The following is a 23,049-nucleotide window of genomic DNA, read 5'->3' on the forward strand; positions in this document are numbered from 1 at the left end:
CCATAGATAACCATCTGATATTAAAGGAATGTCGCACTTCAAAATAGAACCCACCCAAAATACAGCCAAAATGGCGATAAGTTAAATTATGGAAAATAAACCCGTAAAAATCGTTATGTATCAATTTCTTGTATCATATTTAGCCCACCGCATGCCCGCCAGCATCCGATCTTTCTTCGCGCCATTCTGGTCGGGATCATCCGTCGTCGCTGAAGTGCAGGTCCCTGCCGATACCGCCCCTTGCCCACCAGGCGGGCAGATGCTGCCGGACGTCAGAGGGGTCACGACATAGAAGGGGCGAAAAGCCACGCCGCCATTATCAACCAAAGACAGCCACGGTTGACCTGACGTCGATGCCGCCGGCCTTTGTTCGTCGGATCTGACGTCCGACAGCCATAACGAAAACAGCCGGCAACTGGCGTGCGGGCGCACCCTGTCCCAGAGGGTTTGGAGGATTGTCCTTCCTTTCCGGGCTCTTCGAATCTTTTGACCGGCAGCAATACGCTGTGACCAGCGGAAACCGATCTCGTGGAAATCGAGGTCGGCATGCTGGGGGCTGATTTGATGGAAAACGCCGGCGATGGTCTGGCGGACCCGGTTGTTGAAGCCTTCGGCGGCATTGGCATGGACGGTGCCACGGGTATATTCCTTGCGGGCATGACACACGGTGTCGTGACGAGCGAAGCCGGTGCCGGCTGCCACGAAGGCCTTCCATTCATCGCTCATCAGATGGGCCTGCGGTGTCACGCTCGCTTCCAGCACCCGTTCGGTCTCGTTCAACGACAGGTCGGCAACAACGCAGGCCCTGGCCTCACCAGCCGGTGTTCCCGGTTCCGATCCGGCGGGCCGCTGAACAACGACCATGGCCGGGGTCTTGGTCGTGCGCGGCTGTCCCTTGCGGCCCCGACCGGTGGCGGGCTTGTCGGGATCGGACCGGGGAGCACCGCCGAAATACATTTCGTCGATTTCGATGACGCCGCCCAGCGTATGGTCGCGGGCCACCAGCAGGCGCAGCACATGCCCCATTCGCCATGCCGTCGGCTGGCTCACCCCGATGATTTCGGCCAGCCGGATCGAGGAGACGCCCTTGTCGGATTGCAGGATGAACCACAGGGCCAGTAGCCAGGTGCGCAACGGCAGCTTGGTTGCATGCAGCGGGGTCCGCGTCGTCACCGTGAATTGCTGCCGGCAATCCTGGTCAGAGCATTGATAAAGCCCTGGCCGTGCCCGACGCCCCGTATCCCGGCCGGCCAGGCTGATCGACCGATGGCAGCCACACGCCGGGCAAAGCCGACCCCGCGGCCAGACCATCGCCTCAAGCAGCCGGCGGCAGCGACCATCATCCGAAAACGCGGCCACCGCGTCGGCAAGCGTCCGGGTGCGAGAAAGAACATCAAGCTCAGCGGACATCGAAATCCCCTTGGGTCTCCCCAAGAGAAACGCACTGAAATCATTACAAAACAACAATTAAGCTGTCTTTGGTTGATAATGGCGGCGTGGCTTTTCGCCCCTTCTATGTTGTGACCCCAACACACCCCGCAAGTGCCTGGGATGGCAAACGCCAGCAGAGGCTTTCAGCAATAAGCTGGCGACCATAACGGGAACTGGGTAAAGGGAAATTCAACCTCGCCGCCCTTCAGCGTGAATCTGTCCAAACGCTATGGCTGACCGGGAGCGCCGCCGGGGTATTGCGGTGCCTGTCGCCCACGCGCCCGCCAAATCGATCACTACCGCAGCACGCCTGCCCCTCAGAATTGTTCTGCTCTGTGTGATGGCTATGGCTGGATGGCTTCCATCAGGTCCAGGCGTTCCCGCAGCGGATCAGCGATGAAGGCCGCCCCATCGGCCCCGTAATCCATCAGCCGGTCCTGCGCCGGGACATAGGCCGGGTAACCCGGCGCGTCCGTCGCGGCGAAGGCCACGAAATGGTCATGGAACGCCTTGGCAATGGCCTGGTCGGCCGGGGCGACGGCACCGGGATAGCGGGCGTCGATGGTGCGGAAGGCGTAGGGGATCTCGCTGGCATGGGTGGCGCCGGGCATCTTCTCCCGCTGGCTTTGCGCGACATGGGAGAAACGGTAGGTGAAGGTCGGCTGCCCCGCCGCCACCCATTGCCGCGCCAGATAACGCGCCGGTTCGATGAAGATGCGGTCGCCCACGATCTTCCAGGTGGTCAGCAGCGGCGTCGGGCTGGCATAGGCGCGGCGGGCCGCCGTCTCGTTGGCGCCGAAACCCTTCAACAGCGTTTCGGCATCGCCGATAGGGAATCCGTCCAGGCCGGTGGCGCCGATCATCATCGGCATGTATTGCACCCGCCCCGCGGCGACGGCCTTGGCCGGCTCCTCCACCAGGAACTTGCCGTCCCGCATGGGGCCGGCATAATGGTCGACGCCATTGCCCATGATGGAGCGCATGTCCAGCCCGTCGACGATGCGGTCGGCCGGCAGGGCGCGCAGCGCCGCAAGGCCCGTAGCACCCACATCCTCCACCCCGGCCTTGCGGGCGAAGGTCACGCCGCGCCTTTCCGCCTCAGCCAGCCCCAGCAGGCCCAGGCCCGTGGACCGGCCCCCACCCGACATGATGATCGCCTTGTCGAACAGGCCGCGGGCGGCTGGGGCGGTCAGCAGGACATGCACCGACCGGCCGCCGGCACTTTCCCCGAACAGGGTGACATTGGCCGGATCGCCGCCGAAGGAGGCGATGTTGCGGCGGACCCATTGCAGGGCCGCCACCTGATCCATGAAGCCGAAATTGCCGGTCATCCCCTGCCCCGCTTCGACCGTCAGGGCCGGATGGGCGAAGAAGCCGAAACGGCCCAGCCGGTAATTCAGGCTGACCAGCACCACACCCGACCGGGCAAAGGCCGACCCGTCATAAACGGCGGGCGACGATCCGCCATTGACGAAGCCGCCGCCATGGATCCAGACCATGACGGGGCGCTTCGCCCCCGCCTGCGGCTTGGGCGCCCAGACATTCACATACAGGCAATCCTCCCCCATCGGTCCGCCCAGCGGGGCGGCATCGCCGGGAAACGGGCTTTGCAGGCAATCCAGGCCATAGGTGTCGGCCTTGCGCACCCCCTGCCAGGGGATGATGGGGGCGGGCGGGCGCCAGCGCAGCGGCCCCACCGGGGCGGCGGCATAGGGAATGCCCTTGAAGGCCAGGATATCGCCATCTGCCACGCCTTCCACCTTGCCGCCATCGATGGTGACGGGCCGGGCATTGGCGGCGGGTGCCAGAAGCAGCAGTAGGGCAAGCCACAGGTGACGCATCATCAACCCCTGGTTCAACGGCCGAAGCCGATGGGATAAAGCGGATCGGCGCTGTCATGCGGCAGGGCCGGCGACTGTGCCCGCACGGCGGACATGTCGGATGGCAGCTCGAAGGGCAGCCGCCCTTTCGCCGTCACCGTCCCGCGCAGCGCATCGAACAGGGCCGCGTCGCCGATGCCGAAGGCAGCCAGCAGCAGGGATGCGTGCGGGCGGACCGCCGTGACGATGGAAGGTCGGTCCATGTCCACCACCAGGATGACCGGCGCCATGGCCGCCGCCGCCTGTCTCACCATGGCCAGGCCGGCGCTGTCCGGTTTGAAATCCAGATCGCCCTCATGCTGGCGCGATCCGAAGAAATGACCGGGATGCAGCTTCTGGTACGGGGCGGACAGGCGGATCAGGCTGATATCGGCCTGGGCCGGGCTGTCGACGATGGTGAAGCCCGCCGCCCGCGCTGCCGCCGGATCGACGCCGGAAAGGAACAGGCGTTTGGCCGTATCGGGCAGGGCCACGGGCCCCAACCTGTTCTCCAGCACCACCAGCGACCGCGCCTGGGCCGCGCGCCCGGCCGCCACCTTGTCGGCCGAACCGACGATGGCAGCGGCACGGGTCGCATCGACAAACGGATTCTCGAACAGGCCCAACTGGATCTTCAGCGTCAGGATGCGGGCCACCGCCGCGTCAAGCCGGGCCTCGGGCAACAGTTTCTGTTCCACCGCCTCACGCACGGGCGTGCCATCATCGACACCGCCGAACTGGTCGATACCGGCCAGCATCCCCTTGGCGAAACGCTGCGGCTTGGTCAGATCCTCCACACCCCAGGGCATGGCGATATCCTTCGGGCCCTGCGGCGGGGTGCCGGTACGGCAGCTTTCGTTGCAGTCATAGGTGATGGCCCAGTCGGATAGGATCAGCCCCTGGAACCGGTGCGTGCCGCGCAGCAGATCGCCCAGCAGCTCGCTTGAATAGCCCCCACCCACCGGTTCTACTGGCTTGCCGTTCAGGGTCAGTCCCTTCTGGATCGTGTAGGTGGGCATGATGCCGGTGGCCCCGGCCTCGAACGCCCCCTGGAAGGCCGCGACATGCCGGTCAAAGCCACCCTTGGTGAAATCGGTGAAGCGGCCATAGTAATTATGGCCGTCATAGCCATCGACCGCGGCACCATAGCCAACCCAGTGCTTGACCACGGTAGCGACGCCGCCCGCCGCCAGACCGGCATCGGCCCCCTGCATGCCCTGGACATAGGCTTTCACCTGTGCCGACACGCGGGCCGGGTCCTCCCCGAACGTGCCGTTCAGGCGCGACCAGCGGGGTTCGCTGCCCAGGTCGGCCTGTGGCGACAGGGCCATGGAGATGCCGACGGCGCGGTATTCGTCGCGCACCATGGCCGCGAACGTCCGGGTCAGGGCCGGATCGTCAATGGCGCCCAGCCCCAGCGTTTCCGGCCATTGCGAGAAGCCGCTGACCGTGACGCTGGCCCCGGCCGTGACCTGGAAATGGCTGCGCGGGTCGGTGGAGACCATGACCGGGATGCCCAGCCGGCCGCCGGCCGCGATCTCCTGCAACCGGTTGTTCTGCAACGCGAAATCCACCGGCGGGACCGCCATGCGGGTGATCATGGAGGTGACGTGGCGGTCCAGGATCATGGCGCGGGCGGCGTCGGCGTCATAGGCCGGGCCGGGCGACATCGGGCCGCCCTGGATGGGGGCGGTGCCGTGCACCGCCTCCCCCGCCTTCTCCTCCAGCGTCATGCGCGACACCAGATCGGCGGCGCGCTGTTCCGGCGACAGACGCCAATCCTCGTACGGGTTCAGCCGGCCATCGCGGTTGAGGTCGCGGAAGGACTGCCCGTCAGCCTTTACCTGCGGCTGGCCGGCGGGCAGGCCCGGCTGCGGGGGCGCGGCATGGCCGCCGGCAGCCAGCAGCAAGGCCGCCATCGACACCAGCCCGGCGGCAGTAGTTCGCGTCGACATGCCCACCCCCTTACGGCTTCAGCGTGCGCTGGCTGACGCGGGCCTTGCCCGACAGCACCGTCTGCGCGGCGGACGGGCCGACGGCCACGTCGTAATCGCCGCCATCGATGCGCCACTGATGCCCGGCTTCATCGAAATGGGCCAGCAGGCGCGGATCGGCCTTCACGGTCACGGTGCGGCGCTCGCCGGGCTTCAGATCCACCTTCTCGAACCCGATCAGGCGGCGCAGTGGCTTGCCGGCGGCACCGGCCAGATAGATCTGCGGCGCGTCCTTGCCCTGCAAATTGCCGGTATTGGTCACCTCGAAACTGACGGTCAGCGTGTCGCCGCCCTTCACCCGCAGCTTGTCATAGGTGAAGGTCGTGTAGGACAGGCCATGGCCGAAGGGAAACAGCGGCTTCATCCCCTTTGCCGCGAAACGGCGGTAGCCCACGTCGGAACCCTCCTCATACACCACATCGAACTGCTGCTTCTCCGGCAGGCCCCAGCCCGGCAGGCTGGGGCGCGGATACTGGTCCAGGCTGGTCGGGAAGGTCACCGGCAGACGGCCGGACGGATTGACCTTGCCGGTCAGGATGTCGGCGATGGCCTCGCCTCCCTTCTGGCCGCTGTACCAGGCGGAAATGACGCCGCCCACCTTGTCCAGCCAGGGCATCAGCACCGGGCCGCCCGTCTGCAAGACAACGATGCTGTTGGGATTGGCCGCCGCCACCGCCGCGATCAGCTGATCCTGGCCCTGCGGCAGGGAGATGTCATAGGCGTCCAGCCCTTCCGACATCCACTGGTTGGCGAAGATGATGACGACATCGGCATCCCGGGCCAGGGCGGCCGCTGCGGCCGGATAGCGCCCGTCATTGAAGCTGACCGTAGCGCCGGGCAGGGCGGCGCGCAGCGCCTTCAAGGGTGATGAATTGTGATAGGCTTGGCGCAGCCAGCCGGCCATGAAGCCCTCGCCCCCCACGGGGATGACGGTGGGGTTGCCGCCATGGCTGGTCACCTGCGACGACCCGGCACCCGACAGGACACCGCTATCAGCATGGCCGCCGATCACGGCCACCTTTTTCACGCTGGCGGCCAGCGGCAGGATGCCCCTGGGATTGGACAGCAGCACGATACCTTCATCGGCCACCTGCTTGGCCACGGCGGCATGGGCGGCGGCGTCGATGGCGGGCGCGGGCTTGGCTTCGAACAGGCCGGCGGCGAACATCGACCGCAGGATGCGCCGCGACATGTCGGACAGGTGCGTTGCCGGGATGCTGCCCGATGCAGCGGCCTGTTTCAGCGGTTCGCCGAACCAGACCTGATCGTCCAGTTGCTCGCCTGACTGCTGGTCCAGGCCCTTGGCGGCATAGTCGGTGGCGTGCACGGCCCCCCAGTCCGACATCACCCAGCCCTTGTAGCCCCAATCGCCCTTCAGCACCTTGTTCAGCAGATGATCGCTGCCGCAGGAATAGGCGCTGTTCACCAGATTGTAGGCGCACATGACGGAGCCGGGCTGGCCGCGCTCGATGGCGATCTGGAAGGCCAGCAGGTCGCTTTCGCGGTGGGCGGCCTCATCAATGACGGAATTGGCCCAGTGGCGGTTGGTCTCCTGGCCGTTCAGGCTGAAATGCTTGACGGTGGAGATGATGTTCTGCGACTGGATACCCCTGATGCTCTCGCCCGCCAGCACGCCCGCCAGCCAGGGATCCTCGCCCAGATATTCGAAATTGCGGCCGTTGCGCGGATCGCGCGCCAGGTTGGCACCACCCGCCAGCAGCACGTTGAACCCCTTGGCCACCGCCTCGCGGGCGATCATGGCGCCGCCATCATGGGCCAGCTTGGGGTTGAAACTGGCGGCCAGCGCCAGACCGGACGGCAGGGCCGTGGCCGTGTCACCGGGCCGGATGCCCATCGGGTTGGTGACGCCCAGGCTGGCGTCGGTTTCCTTCAGCGCCGGGATGCCCAGGCGCGGCACGCCGGGGATATAGCCGGCGGCACCGATGGCGCCCTCCGGCAGGCGGTCGATCTTGAAGGGCAGCGCCATGGGACCGTGCAGCAGGCCGATCCGTTCATCCGGCGTCAGTTCCGCATCCAGCAGCCTTGCCCGTTCGTCGGGCGGCAGCTTGCTGTCCCGCCAATCCTTCGCTTCGGCCGCGTGCAGCCCCGCACCCAGCGCCGTGAGACACAATCCGGCGGCCAAGCCGCCCTTGAACACGCGATGGATATTCATCAATGCCTCCAGGGAATGTCTTTTTGAAAAAAAGCGCGGGCGGACCCGTTTCCGGTGGGATGGAAGGGAGGTGCCCGGAAGCCCGCCCGCGCCGGAGGGAGATCAGAAATCGATGCCGAAGCGCACGCCGTAGGTGCGCGGCGGGGCGTAGAAATCACCATTGCCGTTGGTGGCAAGGCCGGTGGTGGCGTTGGGACTGGACGTCGTGCGGACGTCGTCATTCTCCAGGTTGCGGACGAAGGCCATGACGGTCCAGGCCCCCTCCGCCGGCTTGTAGGTCAGGTTCAGGTCGGTACGGGTGAAATCACCTTCCTTGTTCTGAAGGAAGCCGTGATATTCCAGATACTTGGATGATTCATAATGGGTCTGGACCCGCGCCGTCAGGCTGGCGCCCGACGCCAGTGTGAATTCATGCTGATAGCCCAGATTGATCGACCAATCCGGCGTGCGGGCCATGTGGCAACCGGAGAAATCAGCCGCGCGCGGGGCCGGTGCCGCGTAGTTGGCGGCAAAGCAGCGGGCGACATTGGCGGTGGCCGCGTTGTTGGCGAAACTGTCGCCCCTGGGCAGCAGGAATTTCTTGTACCGCGCATGCAGCCAGGAGACGCTGGCGTCGATACGGTCCGCCTCGGTCAGCAGATAATCGGTCTCCAGCTCCAGGCCATAGATTTCCGCCTTGTCGGCATTCAGCGTCACCGTGGCATCCTGTCCGGCGATGGTGCCGATGGCCGAAACCTGGAAGTCCCGGTAATCGTAATAGAAGGCGGACGCATTCAGCTGCAGCCGGTTGTCCAGCAGCCGGTTCTTAACGCCCAGTTCATAGGAGGTGATGTCCTCCGGCTTGTAGTCGTTGGGCTCCACCCCGTCGAAATAGCCGCCGGCCTTGTAGCCCGTGGCCACGTTCGCATAGAGCATGCTGTGCTCGGCCAGATCGTAATCGACGCCGGCACGCCAGTTCACGCTGTCCCAGCTATTGTCCGACACGTTCGGCGTCACCGTGGTGGTGATGGCGCCGGCATTGTTGGTGAAATAGGTACCGCCATTGCGGCCCTTGCGGTCCTTGGTGTAGCGCAGGCCACCGGTGAAGCGCAGTGCGTCCGTCGCCGACCAGGTGGCCTGGCCGAACATCGCCTTGGTGGAGGCGAAGACGTCGGGCTGAATGAAGCTCAGATAACGGTTGTCGGCCAGGAAGATGCGGAAATCGACGTCATTGTTTTCCTTGAAGTAATAGCCGCCGATCACCCATTTCAGCCTGTCGGTTTCTCCGCCCAGGCGCAATTCATGCGACCAGGTTTCGTCGATCCCGTGGAAATAATTGGGGGCGTGGGTGGCTGAGTTCTCACCAACGCGGTTGTCCTTGGCGGAATTGAACCCGACCAGATAGGTCAGCTGGGCAAAGTCCAGGTCGTAATTGACCTCCGTCCCGGCGCTCCAATAGGTGTTGTCACGATAGGTGTTGACGCGCGACAGGATGGTGCGCGGATCGCCGGTTTCCAGCGGATAGGCGACGTCGCCACCATTGTTGCCGCCCCGGTTCAGCCAGTCGGCGCGCAGGTTGATCGACAGTTTCTCGGCCGGCGTCCACAGCGCCTGCAGGCGCGCGGACTTGTCGTCCTGGCTGTCCTTGTCGTTGCCGGCCGTCGGTCCCGGTGTGATCGACTTCTGATAGCCGTCATGGCGCGTCGTCTGGAACGCGGCGCGCACGGCCAGCGTGTCGTCCAGCGGCACGTTCAGCATGCCGCTGGTGGTCAGGGCGTCGTAATTGCCGAACTCCACGGCGGCGGAGCCTTCCAGCTGCTGCGTCGGCTTGCGGGTAATCACGTTGATGGCGCCGGCCGTGGCATTGCGGCCATACAGCGTGCCCTGCGGCCCGCGCAGCACCTCTACCCGGTCGATGTCATAGAACAGCGCACCGGTGGCCGTGGCGCGGGCGATATAGATGCCGTCGATATGATAGGCGACGGCGGGATCGCCCACCTCGGTCACGTTGGTGCTGCCGATGCCGCGCATGAAAATCTGCGAGGCGCCGCCGCCGGTGTTGGTGATCTGCAGGCTGGGCACGGTCGCCGACAGGTCGACGACGCTTTTCACCCCCGCACTTTCCAGCCCATCCCCGGTGATGGCGGAAACGGCGATCGGTGTCTCCTGGAGATTTTCGGCCCGGCGCTGCGCCGTGACCACGATCTCTTCCAGTTGCAGTGCACTGTCCGCAGCCTGAGCCAGGGCAGCGGAGCCGGGGGCCATGGCAAGCATGGCGGCACCCAGAAGCAGGCGAGACTTGTACATTTTTCACTCCCTCTTCGTCTTATCGATCGTTGGGGGAAGCGAACAAGATCACCTGACGCCCAGTCAGGCGACGGCCGGCCGTTTCCGGCGCGGATGACGTCCACGCGGATCGGTGAAATGGACAGGTGCCGGCCGCCGACGCGATGCGTCAGGCCATGGCGGCGGGGCGTGTGGATGAAGTCATTGTCAACCTCCCGGTACCGTCCCCTTCAGGGGCTCTGCTTGGCGACGGACGGCCTTGTATGGGACAACGTTGTCCCTGCCGATCCGAAATAACCGACCCTTTCAGGACCGGTGTGAAACTCTGTTACCATTGATAATCATCGTCCGCAAGGACAAAATGTCCAACGTTGTCCCCATCCGGATTGCTGCTTATGCGGGGCTGGGGTACAAGCATGCATGCAGGCGGCAGCGCGACAGGCGGAGCAACCCGGTTCATGAGCAAGCCCACCATCCATGATGTGGCCCGCGTGGCCGGCGTGTCGATCAAGACCGTGTCGCGCGTCATGAACGGAGAACCCAAGGCCAGCCCGGCAACGCGGGAGCGGGTGCGGGCGGCGATGGCGTCCCTGGATTATTCCCCCAACCTGTCGGCGCGCAGCCTGTCGGCATCGCGCAACTATATGATCGCCTTCGTCTTCGGGACCTACCCGGAATTTCCCACCCTGTCGTTGCAGAATGAATATATCGCCGGCCTGCAGGTGGGGGCGGTGACGGCGGCACGGGCGGCGGGGTTCCACCTGCTGGTGGAGCCGCTGGTCATGACCGATGAGGGATTTGAGGAACGGGCGGCCCGGCTGATCTCCATGCCGGCGGTGGACGGCTTCATCATCATGCCGGGTCTGGCCGATGATCCGCGCCTGCTGAAGGTCCTGACCGAGCGGCGCGGCCATTATGTGCGCGTCAGTCCCGGTGTGGAGATGGCCGAGCTGCCGGCCATGGTGCGTATCGATGATTACAAGGCGGCGGCCGACATGACGCGGTATCTGCTGGACCTGGGCCATCGCCGCATCGGCTTCATCGGCGGCCGCGCCCATTTCGGGTCAGCGGAATTGCGCCTCCAGGCCTTCCGCGACGTGATGTCGGCGGCTGGCGCCTTTGATCCGGCCCTGATGCGCAACGGTGACTATACCCGGGAATCGGGGCGGACGGCCGGGGCGGAACTGCTGGCGCTGGAGCAACGGCCCACCGCCATCTTCGCGGCCAATGACAGCATGGCCATCGGGGTCATGGCGGTGGCGCAGCAGCAGGGGCTGCGCGTGCCGACTGACCTGTCGGTGGCCGGGATCGACGACATCGCCCTGGCGTCCAGCATCTGGCCGGCGCTGACCACGGTGCGCCAGCCGCTTTTCGCCATGGGGGCGGCAGCGGCCGGCTACATCGTGGCGGCGGACACCGGCAGCACCCCTCCCCCGCCGCTTCCGTTTTTCGTCCATGAACTGGTGGTGCGCGACAGCACGGCAGCCCCCGCCGCGATCAGGGCTGTCAGGTTTACGTTGAAGCAATCCCCACCGTCACCCCGGCGAAAGCCGGGGTGACGGTGGGGAGGCCCAAACCGACTCCATTTAAGCCAGACAAACTCCATGTCGTAACCCCATGTTGCGGCTGTCATGGCGCCAGGTCCGGCCCGCCGCACCCGCGCAATTGCCGCGCCTGCGGTGCCATCGCCGGATTTCCAGCACGCGTATCGACGCCAGCTTGTTACACATTGATTTGATTTAAGAAAGTTCTGTGACACCCGGTTATTGCGGTGCGGGATGCGTCTTGGGCTTCGAGGGGTGACGCCATCCCTCCAAACCTCACGTACGGAGCCTTCGAGGATCATCATGCATCGCCCCACCCTGAAATCGGTGCTGCTGGCCACCACCGTCGCCCTTGCCCCCTTCGCCGCCGCCCATGCGGAAGAACCCCCTGTCATTGAAGAGATCCTGGTCGTCGCCAACCGCTACCAGGCGAGCGACGTGCAGATGCAGTCCAAGAACAGCGTCTCCATTCTCTCCACAGAGGATCTGGAACATACCGCTGTGCATAATGTCGCCGAGGCGTTGGGCCTGCTGCCGGGCGTGACGGTGGTAAATACCGGCCAGTCCTTCTTTGGCGGCATTGACGGCGCCGCGCGCGGCGAAGGCATGTTCGCCGCTGTCCGCGGCATGAACAGCGAATACAACATCAATATGGTCAACGGTATCACCGTCGCGCAGGGCATGCCCTACAGCCGCGGCGTGAAGCTGAGCCTGCTGCCGCCGTCCGGCTTGCATACCATTGCGCTGAACAAGACCTCCACGCCCGACATGGATGGCGATGCCATCGGCGGCACCATCGATTTCCGTACCCCCACCGCCTATGATTTCAAGCAGGATGTGCAAGCCAGCATGACGCTTTCCGGCCGCATGGAGAGCCGGGCCCGCGATTATGGCGATAGCGGTCTGGGCGGCGGGGCCGCTGGCGACCTGGCTTTCAAATTCGGCCAGGATGAGCAGTTCGGCGTCTATGTCAGTGGCTATTATGACAAGCGCAATTTCGCCAACAGCCAGATGGCCGGTGCCATGGCCGCCCGCAATGATGGCGGCTGGGCCTATGCGCTGACCGGCGATGCCGGTGGCTCCCGCAGCGCGCCGGGCCTGGACCCGCTGTCCAACATCGTGCAGACGGGCGTCAATATCGGCGTGTCGAACGGCAGCACAGCGCGCTATGGCGGCAATGTCTCGCTGGACTGGCACCCGGACGACACGCTGCAGGCGTACTTCCGCGCATCCTATGCCTTTGCCGAGACGATCCAGAACAGCACCTTCAGCCAGATCGTCAGCACCAACAAGGGCCGCATCCTGCAGCCCAGCGGGCTTTACGCCCTGGACATCCAGAAGTTCCGCACCTCCGTCTGGTATGAAACCAACCCGGAAAAGGCCGATCTTTCCACGTTCCAACTGGGAGCAGACAAGAAGATCGGAAGCTGGACGATCTCCCCGCAGCTATTCTACAGCATGGGCAACAATAACCGCCCGGACCATCTGGAGGCGTCGGCCCGCAACGATCAGTACAGCTCCAACGATCGTTGGAACTATGGCGGTGGCGTCTCCATGGGGTACGAAAACAACTTCCCCGTCCCGCTGCTGACATCGGCGATGTACAATGCGCTGGATAATGCCGGCACGGCCCTGTTTGCCCGCCGCGCCGGCCAGCTGACATCCCAGGCCAGCGGCCAGGACAAGCGCGGCGGCAAGATCGACGTGCAGCATGATTTCGACGCGGGCACCCTGAAATTCGTCAAGTTCGGGGCGAAGTTCATCGACAGCCAACGCAAGGTGACCAACCGCGACTGGACCAACGACCATTTCTCCAATCTGGTCGGCGGTCGCCCCACCTGGGCCAGCCTGGGCATCGCGGTCGGCAGCTATGACGAGATTTTCCCCGGCAAGTATGACTGGTCGGTGCCAAAGATTGATCACAACCGGTTGCTGGACCTGTTTCGTCAGTACCAGAACGCCGCCAGCTTCGACAGCTGTGGCAGCGGTCGCCCCTATGTCGACAACATGAACTGCAACACCCAGAAGGGCCGCGAGGCGGTCAGCTCCGCCTATGTCATGGGCCAATGGCAGTTGGGTGATCTGGAACTGATTCCGGGCCTGCGCTTTGAGCATACGGAGATCAACAACACCTTCTGGGAGCTTCCGGCCAGCAGCAGCGTCAGCGGCAACTGGGCCAAGACCGACACCATCTACAATGAATGGCTGCCCAGCATCCATGCCAATTGGCGGCCGACCGAGGACAGCGTCTACCGCGCCGCCGTCTGGACCTCCTACACCCGTCCCGCCTTTGTGCAGTTGGCGGGCGGTGCGCGGTATGATCTGTCGGATGACGGCGTCACCACCATCACCACGGGCAATCCCGACCTGAAGCCGATCCGTTCCCTCAACGCCGACCTGTCGGGTGAATGGCGCAGCGACTGGGGCGGTTATGCCTCCTTCGGTGGCTACTACAAGCACCTGTCGGATTATCTCTATGAAAACGGCTCCGATGGGGTGAACGCGGCGCTGGGTGGCAGCGGTCGTACCCGCACCATCACCCCGCAAAATGGCGGCAAGGGTGATGTCTATGGCCTGGAACTGACGCTGCGGCAGAAATTCAAGGATCTGCCGGCGCCGTTCGATGGTTTCGGCATTGGCGGCAATGTCACCCGTCAATGGACCAAGGTTGACTTGGGCAATGATACCGTGGGCCGCAGCCAGCGCATCCAGAACGCGCCGGAGTGGCTGGCCAACGCCCAGCTTTTCTATGAATATGACGGCTTCACCTTCGACATTATTTATAACTACACTGGCAGCTACGCGTCCGTTTACAACTTCCTGAACCAGCCGGGCACCTGGGACAATCTCTGGGTCCGCCCGACCACCCGCCTGGACCTGCATACCGGCTACAAGTTCGATAATGGCCTCAACCTGGATCTTTCGATCTCCAACCTGATGGGCGATTACACCTACTGGTCGCATGTCGGTAAGAAGAGCCTAGCGATCTCTGACGTGGTGGACAGCGGCACCACCAGCCTGCTGACCGTCAAGTACACGTACTGACACCAATCCCCCTTGATCGTGACCGATCAAGGGGGATTTCGTGCTCCCTCAGGGGCCGGGCCGGCGGGAGCATGCCTTCGTGTGGATGACACATCCGCCTTGCGCCAACGGAGAGGCTCCATGTCCGCCACCGTCATCAAACTGCAACCCGCGTCCAGTACGACAGCACACTCTGATATGTATGGCCGCAGGGCCCAGGCTGGACGCGCAGGAATGGCGGACAAACCCCGAACCATGGCGGATGCCGAGCATCAATCAATGCTCCGGGCCTATTTCACCCGCCAGATCGGTGGCGGAAGTGATGTTGACGATTATGTGCAGGATGTTTTCGTCCGTGTTCTGAGTGCGGCCCCAACCGAAAGCGTCGGCAACTGGCGTGGCTTTCTGCTGCGTGTCGCCTCCAGCCTGGTGGTCGACCGGTTCCGCCGCGACCGCACCCGCCAGCGCGACCAGCATCAGGAATTGGGGGAAGCAGGGGAACTGATCGACGATCAGGCGTTCAGCCCCGAACAGGCACTGATCGGCCGTGAAAATCTGGAGAGGCTGGAAGAGGCGTTGAAGCAGGTTGATCCCATCGCCCGCAATGTGTTCCTGCTGGTGCGTGTCGATGGCCTGCGCCATCGCGAGGTGGCGGAACGGCTGGGCTTGGATACACGGACGGTAACAAGGCTGGTTGACCGCACGCTGGTACATCTGGGCCGTTATCTGGCGGAAACGGAGCAGTGATGGCGAGCGGCCCGGAACAACAGATTTTGGAACAAGCGGCGGAATGGATGCGGCTGTCAGCCTCGGGCAAGCTGGGGCCCGATCAACAGACCGCCCTGAAGGAATGGCTACGGTCCAGCCCGGACCATGTGGCGGCGATGGACATCGTCTCCCGCGCCTGGATCGCGTCCGGTGCGATCAATGACCAGGGCCGGATGCGCCCGGACATGCTTCGCGCCCGCAATTTCCGCATTGCCCGCAACATCCGCGTTGGCCGTTCCTGGCGGGGGCCGCTCTTGGCCGGGTTCGGCGTGACGGCTGCCTGTCTGCTGGCCATTGTCGGCTGGCAGGGGTCGGTGACAGAGGCCGACTATGCCAGCGGCCCCGGCGAGGGGCATCGTATCGAACTGGCGGATGGCACGTCCGTGCGGCTGGATGCCGGAACCCGGCTGCATGTGCGCATTGACCCGCTGTCCCGTCAGGTCACCCTGCACCAGGGAGAAGCGGAATTCGACGTGGCGCATGAGAAACTGCGCCCCTTCAAAGTCGCCGCCCGCGATCTGGTGGTCCACGATCTGGGCACCCGTTTCACCGTCCGCCACCGGGCGGGCAAGGTGCGCGTCGTGCTGTTGGAAGGGGCGGCGGATGTGCGCGACGGGCGAAATGGCCGTGTGCTGACCGTGATGAAACCCGGCCAGCAGGTGGAAAGCCCGGCAACGGGCACCGCACTTCGGCAATCTGCGGCCAACCTGGACCGGGTCCTGGCCTGGCGGAACCGGCAGGCCGTGTTCGAGGATACGCCCCTGGCCGAGGCGCTGGCGGAGGTGGAAGCCCGCACCGGGGTGCGGATGCGGTTGGCCGATCCCACCCTGTCCGGGTTGAAGGTCAGCGGCGTGTTCCATACTGCCGATATCAGCGGCTTTCTGAACGCCCTGACCCTGCTGCATCCACTATCCTGGCACCAGACGGCGCCGGGGGAGTATCAGCTTGAGCCGCGCCGGCGCTGACCCCCGCCTGTGCCGCCAGATGGCGGCGGCCGTTCTGGGGATCGTGATCCTGGCGGCGGGTACTGCCCATGGCAGCCCGGTATCTCAACGCCGCAACCTGTCGGATGCGCTGTTATCCCTTGCCCAGCAGTCGGGCCGCAGTCTGCTGTTCCAGGGCGCTGCCCTCCCGCCGCGTCCGGCACCGCCGGTGCCGGAAGGCATCGGCTTCCTGGCGGCATTGAACCTGCTTTTGTCCGACACCGGACTGACCTATCGGGAACAGCCGGATGGCACCATTGTCATCCTGCCAGCCCAGGCTGACCGCCCGATCAAACCTGCAACTCGCCCAGCCGAAGCGGTTGAGGAAATCCTGGTGACGGGGCAACGCCAACAGGATCGGTTCGCCGCCGAGCTACAATCTCCTCTGCCCGTCCATGTCCTGCTGGCTGCGGATTTCAACAAGGCTGCCGACCGCAACATGGCCGAACTGCTGGGCCGGCTGCCCGGTGTCAATGTGATGATGACATCGCTGCAGGGGGATCTGGGCGGGATCGACCGCGCCGCGCGGGCGGAGGGCCAGTCGGTTGCCATCCGCGGTCTGGGTGGCGCCTACAGCCAGTTGCTGATGGACGGTGTCAATATCGCGCAGAGTCTACCCTATAGCCGGGATGTGCAGGTGAGCCTGCTGCCCCCGTTCGGCCCCGACGCCGTGCATCTGGAAACCGCCCTGACGGCGGACAAGGATGGCGATGCGATTGGCGGCATCATTGATTTTCGCAGCGCCAGCGCCTTCGACCGGGGAACGGAACGCACCCGCATCAGCCTGCGCGGCGGCTGGACAACACGGACAGGGGACTATCGCCTGTCGGGGGTCGGCGGCGGTGGGGAGGTGGAATGGTCGCGGCTGTTCGGGCAGGACAATGCCATCGGGCTGATGCTGCGGGCGCATGCCGACAGCCGCCCCTTCGCCAGCCGACAGCAGACCTATCAAGCCGGTCAGTTCGACTATGCCATCACCGATGCGGCCGGCAATAATCCGGTCGGCATGGATGCGGGCCGAAACCTGCTGGCAACCTCCCTGAACGCGCAGTTCGTGCGCGGGCGCACCAGGCGCGGCGGTGCTTCGGCGGCCCTGGACTGGCGACCCGATGCACCCTACAGCGCGTTTCTGCGCGCCACCTGGAACCGCGCGGATACCGAACAGGATGTCTATCAAGTGGGCTTCCAGGGGGGACGGGACGCCAGCTTTATCACCCGTATCCCCATCGGCAACGGGCTTTACCGGACGCAGAGCGTGAAGAACCAGTTGCATTACTGGTTCCAGACCAACCCCGACGCGGCGGAACTGCTGACCCTGCATGGCGGGGGCGAGATCAGGGCCGGTGCCGTCACCCTGCGCCCCTATCTGTTCCATGGCTGGGGCCGCAACGACAAGCCGCGCCATATCGAGGTGTCGTTCTGGAACAATCGCGCCACCACAGTGAATGAAGGGCTGTTGCTGGTCGATCAGGGCGGTTACCCGCTGCCGCTGCTGGGGCCGAAGATGATGGCTTTACTGGCCAGCGCCGGGACAGTCCCTGCCTCCAACCTGGGGGAATATACACATCTGACCAGTCGGCAAACCAAGGATGGCGGCGGACTGGACCTGGAGGCCGGCACGGGCAATGCGACGCTGCAGGCCGGTGTCAAGCTGGTGTACAGCGACAATCGGGTCACCCGCCGCAATCAGCGGCCACAGAATAGCGGCGGTGCCGCTGCCCTGCCGGCGGGGACCCGGCTGGGCGATCTGGCGGCCCTCGGCCTGTCTGATGGGTCGTGGGTGACGGTGGCGAAGGGGCTGTACGATTTTCAGGTGCCGCTTATCAATCGGGACCGGTTGCTGGCCCGTTTCCGCGCCAACGCCAGCGATTTTGTCTGGACGCCCGACGACTATAACGGCAACAGCATGGATGGGCAGGAGAAGGTCACCGCCGCCTATCTGCAGGCCGATCTGCGGCACGGACCCTTGCAGATCCTGCCCGGCCTTCGGGTGGAACGGGCGGAGATCAGCACGCGCTACTGGCTCTCCGGCAATCAGGGTGTACCGGATGGCGGCGTTCCCTATGGCTGGAACCGGGGTGAAAGCCGCTATACCGCCTGGCTGCCGCGCCTGCTGATGAATTATACACCCGACGAGGCACAGCGTTACCGGCTGGCCCTGTGGACCGCGCAGGTGCGCCCGGCGCTTTACCAGCTGTCCGGCAGCGCCACCGCCAGCCGCGATGCCAATGGCACCTTGACCATCATTCAGGGCAATCCGGGCCTGAAGGCGGTGCCTGCACTGAATGTCGATCTGGGCGGGGAATGGCGCTGGCCCGGCGGCCATGCCGAGCTGTCACTCTATCACAAGCATTTGCGCCACTATCTCTACGATGCCGGCGCCAGCTACAACGGCATCGCAGAGGGCAGTGACGCCGACGTTCGACTTCGCAAGCCCTTCAACGGTGGCGGCGCCCGGCTATGGGGCGCGGAATTGGCGGTGGCGCAGGATTTGGACTTCCTGCCCGAACCGTTTTCCGCCTTCACGCTGGAAACCAGTGTGAACAGCCAGCGCGGCCGGGTTCGGCTGAACATTCCTGAACTGGCCCCGGTGGAGCGCCTGCAACATGCGCCCGATTGGCAGGTCAACAGCCGCCTGCGCTATGTGGCGGATGATTGGTCACTGTCCGTCAGTTACCGCTGGTCAGATGCCTATATCCAGAGATACGGGCTGCACGGCCTTTCTGGCAGCGGCATCCGCATGAATGACAGCGCGCTGGATACTTGGGTCCGTCCATCGCAGCGGCTGGACCTTCAGGGCGATTGGCAGGTGTCGCCCGGTGTCACCCTGGAACTCTCCATCCGCAATCTGCTGAACGACCTCGGCTATCGCGCCACCATCGGGCGGCACACGGATACCGTACCGGAAACCATTGCCAGCGGACGCAGCGCCCAGATGGTGCTGCGCCTGGAATTTTAACCCCCGCCTTTGTCCAACAACAAGGATATCACGTCTTGAAACGCGTTATCGCGGCTGTGCTGGCCGTCCTTCTTGTCACCCCCGCCATGGCCGCCACCGACCCCGTGCCGGGTCCGGGATGGAAACTGGAACGGTCGGTGCTGTTGCTGCGCCACGGGCTGCGCACGCCGCTGGAGACGGAGGCCGCCATCACCGGGCTGAACGAGCTTCCCCTGCCCGTCTGGACGGAGCAGCCCAGCCTGCTGACGGCGCACGGTGTTGCCGCGACCCGCCTGCTGGGAACCTATCTGCGGGACTGGGCCGCCGCAGGCCAGATCCTGCCCGCCAGCGGCTGCCCGGCAGCGGGGATGATTGATATCTGGACCAACAGTGCGGCCCGCACGATCAGCACCGGCCACGCATTGGCAGAAGGCCTGGCCCCCGGCTGCGCCGTCACGGTTTCCCATCTGGAACCCGGCACCCGTGACCCGCTGTTCAGCCCGCCCAATGACATGACCGGCTTCAAACCGGAAGACGCCATTGCCGCTGTCAGGGCAGAGAAAGGCGACCCGCAAAACATCACCGCCCCCTACAAGGCGGAAATCGCGCTGATGGAAAAGGCGCTGGGCTGCGACCGCCGCAGCCCAGCCTGTGACATTGCCAATGCCAAGGCGACGCTGTCGCTGTCGGCGGACGGCAAGGGGATTGACCTGTTGGGGCCGATCTACATCACCTCGGGCACGGCGCAGGTCTTCCTGCTGCAATATCTGGAAGGCATGCCGATGAAGGATGTCGCCTGGGGTCGGCTGGACGGCAGCGAACTGGCGCGGATTTCCCGCCTGCATGCCCTGCTGTTCGAGGTTTATGCCAGACCGCATTACATGGCCCGCCACACTGCGTTCAAGATGGCGCCACGCATACTGGACGCCCTGTCGGCGAACAAGGCACCGGCACTGACCCTGCTGGTTGGGCATGACAATAATATCGCCGCCTTGTCCAGCCTGCTGGATGTCCATTTCCAGGTGGATGGCTATGGCAAGGATGACCCGCCCATCGGCGGGGGCCTGCGTTTTGAGCGCTGGCGTGATCCTGCCGGTGCCCTATGGGTGCGTCTGGCCTATGTGGCGCAGACACCGGATCAAATCCGCCATCTGGCCCCCCTGTCCATGGGCCAGCCACCCTTTAAGGAAATCCTGCCCATTCCCGGCTGTGCCGATACGGGTGATTTCTGCCGCATGGACCGGTTCACCACACTGATCGGTCAGGCCCTGGCAAAGTCCTGATCGTACAGCCCCATCAAATCCGCCCTGCCCGCAGGCATGCAACCTCATGGCCGTGGCCGACGTCCGTCAGCACCGGCCATGTTTGCGCGAAAATCGCTTGCCCAACCGGCAGGGCAGCGTCATCGGCTGGCTGCGCCCGGACGGCAGGCGGGGCGGGGCCTACACCTTTGACGCCTACGGCAACAGCGCGCAGGTGGGGCCGGCTTTCCGCTATGCCGGGATGCGGTTTGATGCGGAAACGGGCCTGTACCACACGCCCAACCGGGCGTACGATCCGCAAGATGGGAGGTGGATGCAACTCGATCCCATAGGCATCAAGGATGGGTTGAACCGCTATGCCTATGTGCGGAACTCGCCGCTCATGGGGGCGGACCCGACGGGGTTGAGCTGCGAAGTGTCCGCTGGAGGCCACTTTGTCGAGCATTCGACAACGATGTTAGCCTGCCTTACAACCCACCAACGGCGCTATCCGCGCCAGCACTTCGTCGACAACGCCCTGCGGGGCCCTGCCGATCAGCGACAGATTGCGCACAGTATGATCCATGCTCTTGATGTGGTCCGCCAGCACCGCTCCCTTGACGGCGACCCCGGCCGGCAACACGACCTCGAAGGGAAAGCCCTTCACCTTGCTGGTTATCGGGCAGACAATGATGACGCGGCTCCTGGCATTATACGCCCGCGGGGAGATCACCAGCGCCGGACGCCGACCAGCCTGCTCGCTTCCCGCTTGGGGGTCGAAGTCGATCCAGATCAGGTCACCCCGATCAACGGTGGTCTTCACTTGGGGTCCCATTCAGCCACCTCGGCGCCAACGGGTCTGACGTCAAAGGTTTCGTCCGGCATATTTTCCGCCGTCATCCCAGCCACCAGTTCTTCGAGCGTGTACCGGGGCTTCGCGCGCTTAATCACCAGCTCGTTATCCACGATTTCCATATCGATCGGTGAGCCGGCGCGAAAATCCAGCTCTTTCGCGAGCGGGCTGGGGAGCCGTATAGTGAGGCAGTTTCCCCACTTGGCAACAGTACCGCGCATACTCATCCCCTCCCTCCTGGATCATCGATGATGATACATCCGGGGGATACCGGGAATCCAGTACGGATATCCATCGCCCCCTCCACGGGGGCGTGGATTGAAACAGCCAATGCGATCACATCCCCTGCACCGCCGACGTAGCGCTTCACCCTCCAACGCCGTAGAAAAGGTCCGGTGAAACCTTTCGGTCCCCGTTGGGAATGTCCGATGAATATCTGCAACGGCCGTGGGGACAGGCATTGAAATGTCCGGGGGCCGTTGAAAAAGTCCGGGAAGAGCGAATCACAACCGCCTGATTCGTCTGCCATCCGGGGCCCCCGTTGGGGATGTCCGGTAAACATGGCTTCAGCCGTAGCGTTGAAAAGGTCCGGTGAAACGCCATAAAGGCCTGATATCTAATGACACCGTTGAGAATGTCCGGGTTCGTTGCCGAGGGGCGTTGAGAACCTCCCATTGGAACGTTGTGAACGTCCGCAGAAGCGTTGAATTTGTCCGGGTATGACGTGTAAGTGATTGGAAATCATCACATATTCAGGCCTAGGAATTTAAGGAATTAAGGATTCAAAGGCAAAGAAGGTCTTCTTCGGACATTTTCAACGGACTCAATTCTTGGCTTCTGGTCCGGGTTATGACTAACTGCGTGGACTGGGAGCAGGAGCAGGTTTCGTGTCGGAACCATCACTATCCATTGTGGCAACACAGCCAGCACGCCGCAAGAAATTGAGCGGGACCTTGATCAAGGCCACCGCTTTGGTCGAAGTACGGGCGACCGGCAACGAAGATCTGCGGCTGTCCGATCGCAAGCTGTTCAATCATCTGCTGGCTATTGCTGCCCCCAACATGGGTAAGTCGGCCCGCCATAACACCTATCTGTCCGACATCCGGCGGTTCGCAGCAGAAGCCCGCGACGCCGCCTCGCATGGGGATACGAATTTCTGGCTGAAGGAGAGTTTGACGCGGTTGCAGAAGGTCCTGGTTCAGTACGATGTGTTGAACTCCGACGGGCGCACCTGGGTTTCGGACCACCTGCTGGGACGGGTTACCATCAATGAGGTGACGGGTGAACTGACCTTTGAGTTTCCAGAAGAGGTTGCCCAGCGCCTAGTGGAACCTGCCCTCTACTCGGCCCTGTCCTTGTCGGTGATCTATCAGTTCACCAGCAAATATGCGCTGACGCTCTACGAAATCCTGAAACGCTATGCCGATCGCAAGGCCACCGAGCCTTACTGGAGTGCCAAGATCGACGAGGTGCGCGACGTTCTGGGCTGCCGAGATAAACTTAAGGATTTCAAGGATTTACGGAAGAAGGCCCTCGACCCCGCGATCCAGGAAATCAACGAACTCGCCGAATTCAGCGTCGAGATGGATGAAGTCAGGCAAGGCCGTGGCGGCAATGGCGGCCGGGTTGTCGGCTTGGTTTTCCGCGTGCGCACCAAGGATGTCGGGGAACTTGAACGCGCCGTGAAAACGGCAGCCAAGCCCAAGGTCCAGCGCCAAGGAGAATCAGCGGAGAAAATGGCCGCTGCTGCGGAAGCGCGCCGATACAAACAGCGAGGTGTCATCGCCGCCTTACGCTGGCTGGAGGCGGCTGATTTCGCCACGCGCAAGGCCTGGGCCGCGCGGGCCGCTGAGTTGGGCGTCACCCTGCCGGCCGCCGCGACGGCGCCCAGCAATCTGAAAAAATGGGTACCCGCCATTGCCGACACGGTGGTGGCAGAGGAAAAGCTGCAGGTCTGACTCTTACTGTCGAGAAAA

At 64.0% G+C, this 23,049-nt stretch carries 13 protein-coding genes and 2 pseudogenes; 8 read left to right on the forward strand and 7 right to left on the reverse strand.

The genetic code is table 11. From position 1 onward, the window contains the following. Nucleotides 1-319: 319 nt before the first annotated feature. The 5 genes and pseudogenes from ACODTW_RS23055 to ACODTW_RS23075 form a co-directional block, all read right to left on the reverse strand. Nucleotides 320-1,410: pseudogene (locus ACODTW_RS23055) on the reverse strand (IS1595 family transposase). Between the two features lie 365 nt (nucleotides 1,411-1,775). Continuing rightward, nucleotides 1,776-3,275: a carboxylesterase/lipase family protein gene (locus tag ACODTW_RS23060; RefSeq protein WP_488948473.1), complete on the reverse strand. Its 1,500-nt coding sequence runs from the start codon at nucleotides 3,273-3,275 to the stop codon at nucleotides 1,776-1,778. Between the two features lie 11 nt (nucleotides 3,276-3,286). Then, entirely contained in the window at nucleotides 3,287-5,245 is a 1,959-nt protein-coding gene (locus tag ACODTW_RS23065) for a glycoside hydrolase family 3 protein (protein ID WP_488948474.1), read from the reverse strand. A 10-nt stretch (nucleotides 5,246-5,255) separates the two neighbouring features. Further along, nucleotides 5,256-7,457, reverse strand: coding sequence for a beta-glucosidase family protein (locus ACODTW_RS23070; RefSeq protein WP_488948475.1), 2,202 nt, complete (start codon nucleotides 7,455-7,457; stop codon nucleotides 5,256-5,258). Nucleotides 7,458-7,559: 102 nt separating this feature from the next. Beyond that, nucleotides 7,560-9,743: a TonB-dependent receptor gene (locus tag ACODTW_RS23075; RefSeq protein WP_488948476.1), complete on the reverse strand. Its 2,184-nt coding sequence runs from the start codon at nucleotides 9,741-9,743 to the stop codon at nucleotides 7,560-7,562. Between the two features lie 437 nt (nucleotides 9,744-10,180). On the opposite strand from ACODTW_RS23075, the gene ACODTW_RS23080 reads away from it, so the two are divergent. The 7 genes and pseudogenes from ACODTW_RS23080 to ACODTW_RS23110 form a co-directional block, all read left to right on the forward strand. Next, the gene (locus ACODTW_RS23080; RefSeq protein ID WP_488948477.1) at nucleotides 10,181-11,281 is read left to right on the forward strand and encodes a LacI family DNA-binding transcriptional regulator; all 1,101 of its coding nucleotides are present in this window, start codon (nucleotides 10,181-10,183) and stop codon (nucleotides 11,279-11,281) included. A 288-nt stretch (nucleotides 11,282-11,569) separates the two neighbouring features. Further along, nucleotides 11,570-14,311 (forward strand): TonB-dependent receptor, encoded by a 2,742-nt coding sequence (locus ACODTW_RS23085; protein WP_488948478.1) that lies wholly within the window; start codon nucleotides 11,570-11,572, stop codon nucleotides 14,309-14,311. Between the two features lie 213 nt (nucleotides 14,312-14,524). Further along, nucleotides 14,525-15,037: an RNA polymerase sigma factor gene (locus ACODTW_RS23090; RefSeq protein ID WP_488948479.1), complete on the forward strand. Its 513-nt coding sequence runs from the start codon at nucleotides 14,525-14,527 to the stop codon at nucleotides 15,035-15,037. After that, on the forward strand, nucleotides 15,037-16,023 hold the full coding sequence (locus tag ACODTW_RS23095) for a FecR family protein (RefSeq protein ID WP_488948480.1): 987 nt from the start codon (nucleotides 15,037-15,039) through the stop codon (nucleotides 16,021-16,023). The genes ACODTW_RS23090 and ACODTW_RS23095 overlap by 1 nt, the downstream gene beginning before the upstream one ends. Then, nucleotides 16,004-19,000, forward strand: coding sequence for a TonB-dependent receptor (locus tag ACODTW_RS23100; RefSeq protein ID WP_488948481.1), 2,997 nt, complete (start codon nucleotides 16,004-16,006; stop codon nucleotides 18,998-19,000). Before ACODTW_RS23095 ends, ACODTW_RS23100 begins: the two co-directional genes overlap by 20 nt. 35 nt (nucleotides 19,001-19,035) lie before the next feature. Further along, nucleotides 19,036-20,262 carry a histidine phosphatase family protein gene (locus ACODTW_RS23105; protein ID WP_488948482.1) on the forward strand — a complete coding sequence of 409 codons (1,227 nt, stop codon included), beginning with the start codon at nucleotides 19,036-19,038 and terminating at the stop codon, nucleotides 20,260-20,262. A gap of 46 nt (nucleotides 20,263-20,308) precedes the next feature. Further along, a pseudogene (locus ACODTW_RS23110) lies at nucleotides 20,309-20,635 on the forward strand (RHS repeat-associated core domain-containing protein); the annotation flags it as partial. Nucleotides 20,636-20,698: 63 nt separating this feature from the next. Here ACODTW_RS23110 and ACODTW_RS23115 read toward each other — a convergent pair. Next, nucleotides 20,699-21,043 (reverse strand): type II toxin-antitoxin system PemK/MazF family toxin, encoded by a 345-nt coding sequence (locus ACODTW_RS23115; protein ID WP_488948483.1) that lies wholly within the window; start codon nucleotides 21,041-21,043, stop codon nucleotides 20,699-20,701. Further along, nucleotides 21,040-21,300: an AbrB/MazE/SpoVT family DNA-binding domain-containing protein gene (locus ACODTW_RS23120; protein ID WP_488948484.1), complete on the reverse strand. Its 261-nt coding sequence runs from the start codon at nucleotides 21,298-21,300 to the stop codon at nucleotides 21,040-21,042. Before ACODTW_RS23120 ends, ACODTW_RS23115 begins: the two co-directional genes overlap by 4 nt. Nucleotides 21,301-22,026: 726 nt before the next feature. Here ACODTW_RS23120 and ACODTW_RS23125 point away from each other — a divergent pair. Next, nucleotides 22,027-23,031: a replication initiation protein gene (locus ACODTW_RS23125; RefSeq protein ID WP_488948485.1), complete on the forward strand. Its 1,005-nt coding sequence runs from the start codon at nucleotides 22,027-22,029 to the stop codon at nucleotides 23,029-23,031. The last annotated feature ends 18 nt before the right edge of the window (nucleotides 23,032-23,049 follow it).

This window comes from Niveispirillum sp. FG148, from assembly GCF_057809655.1.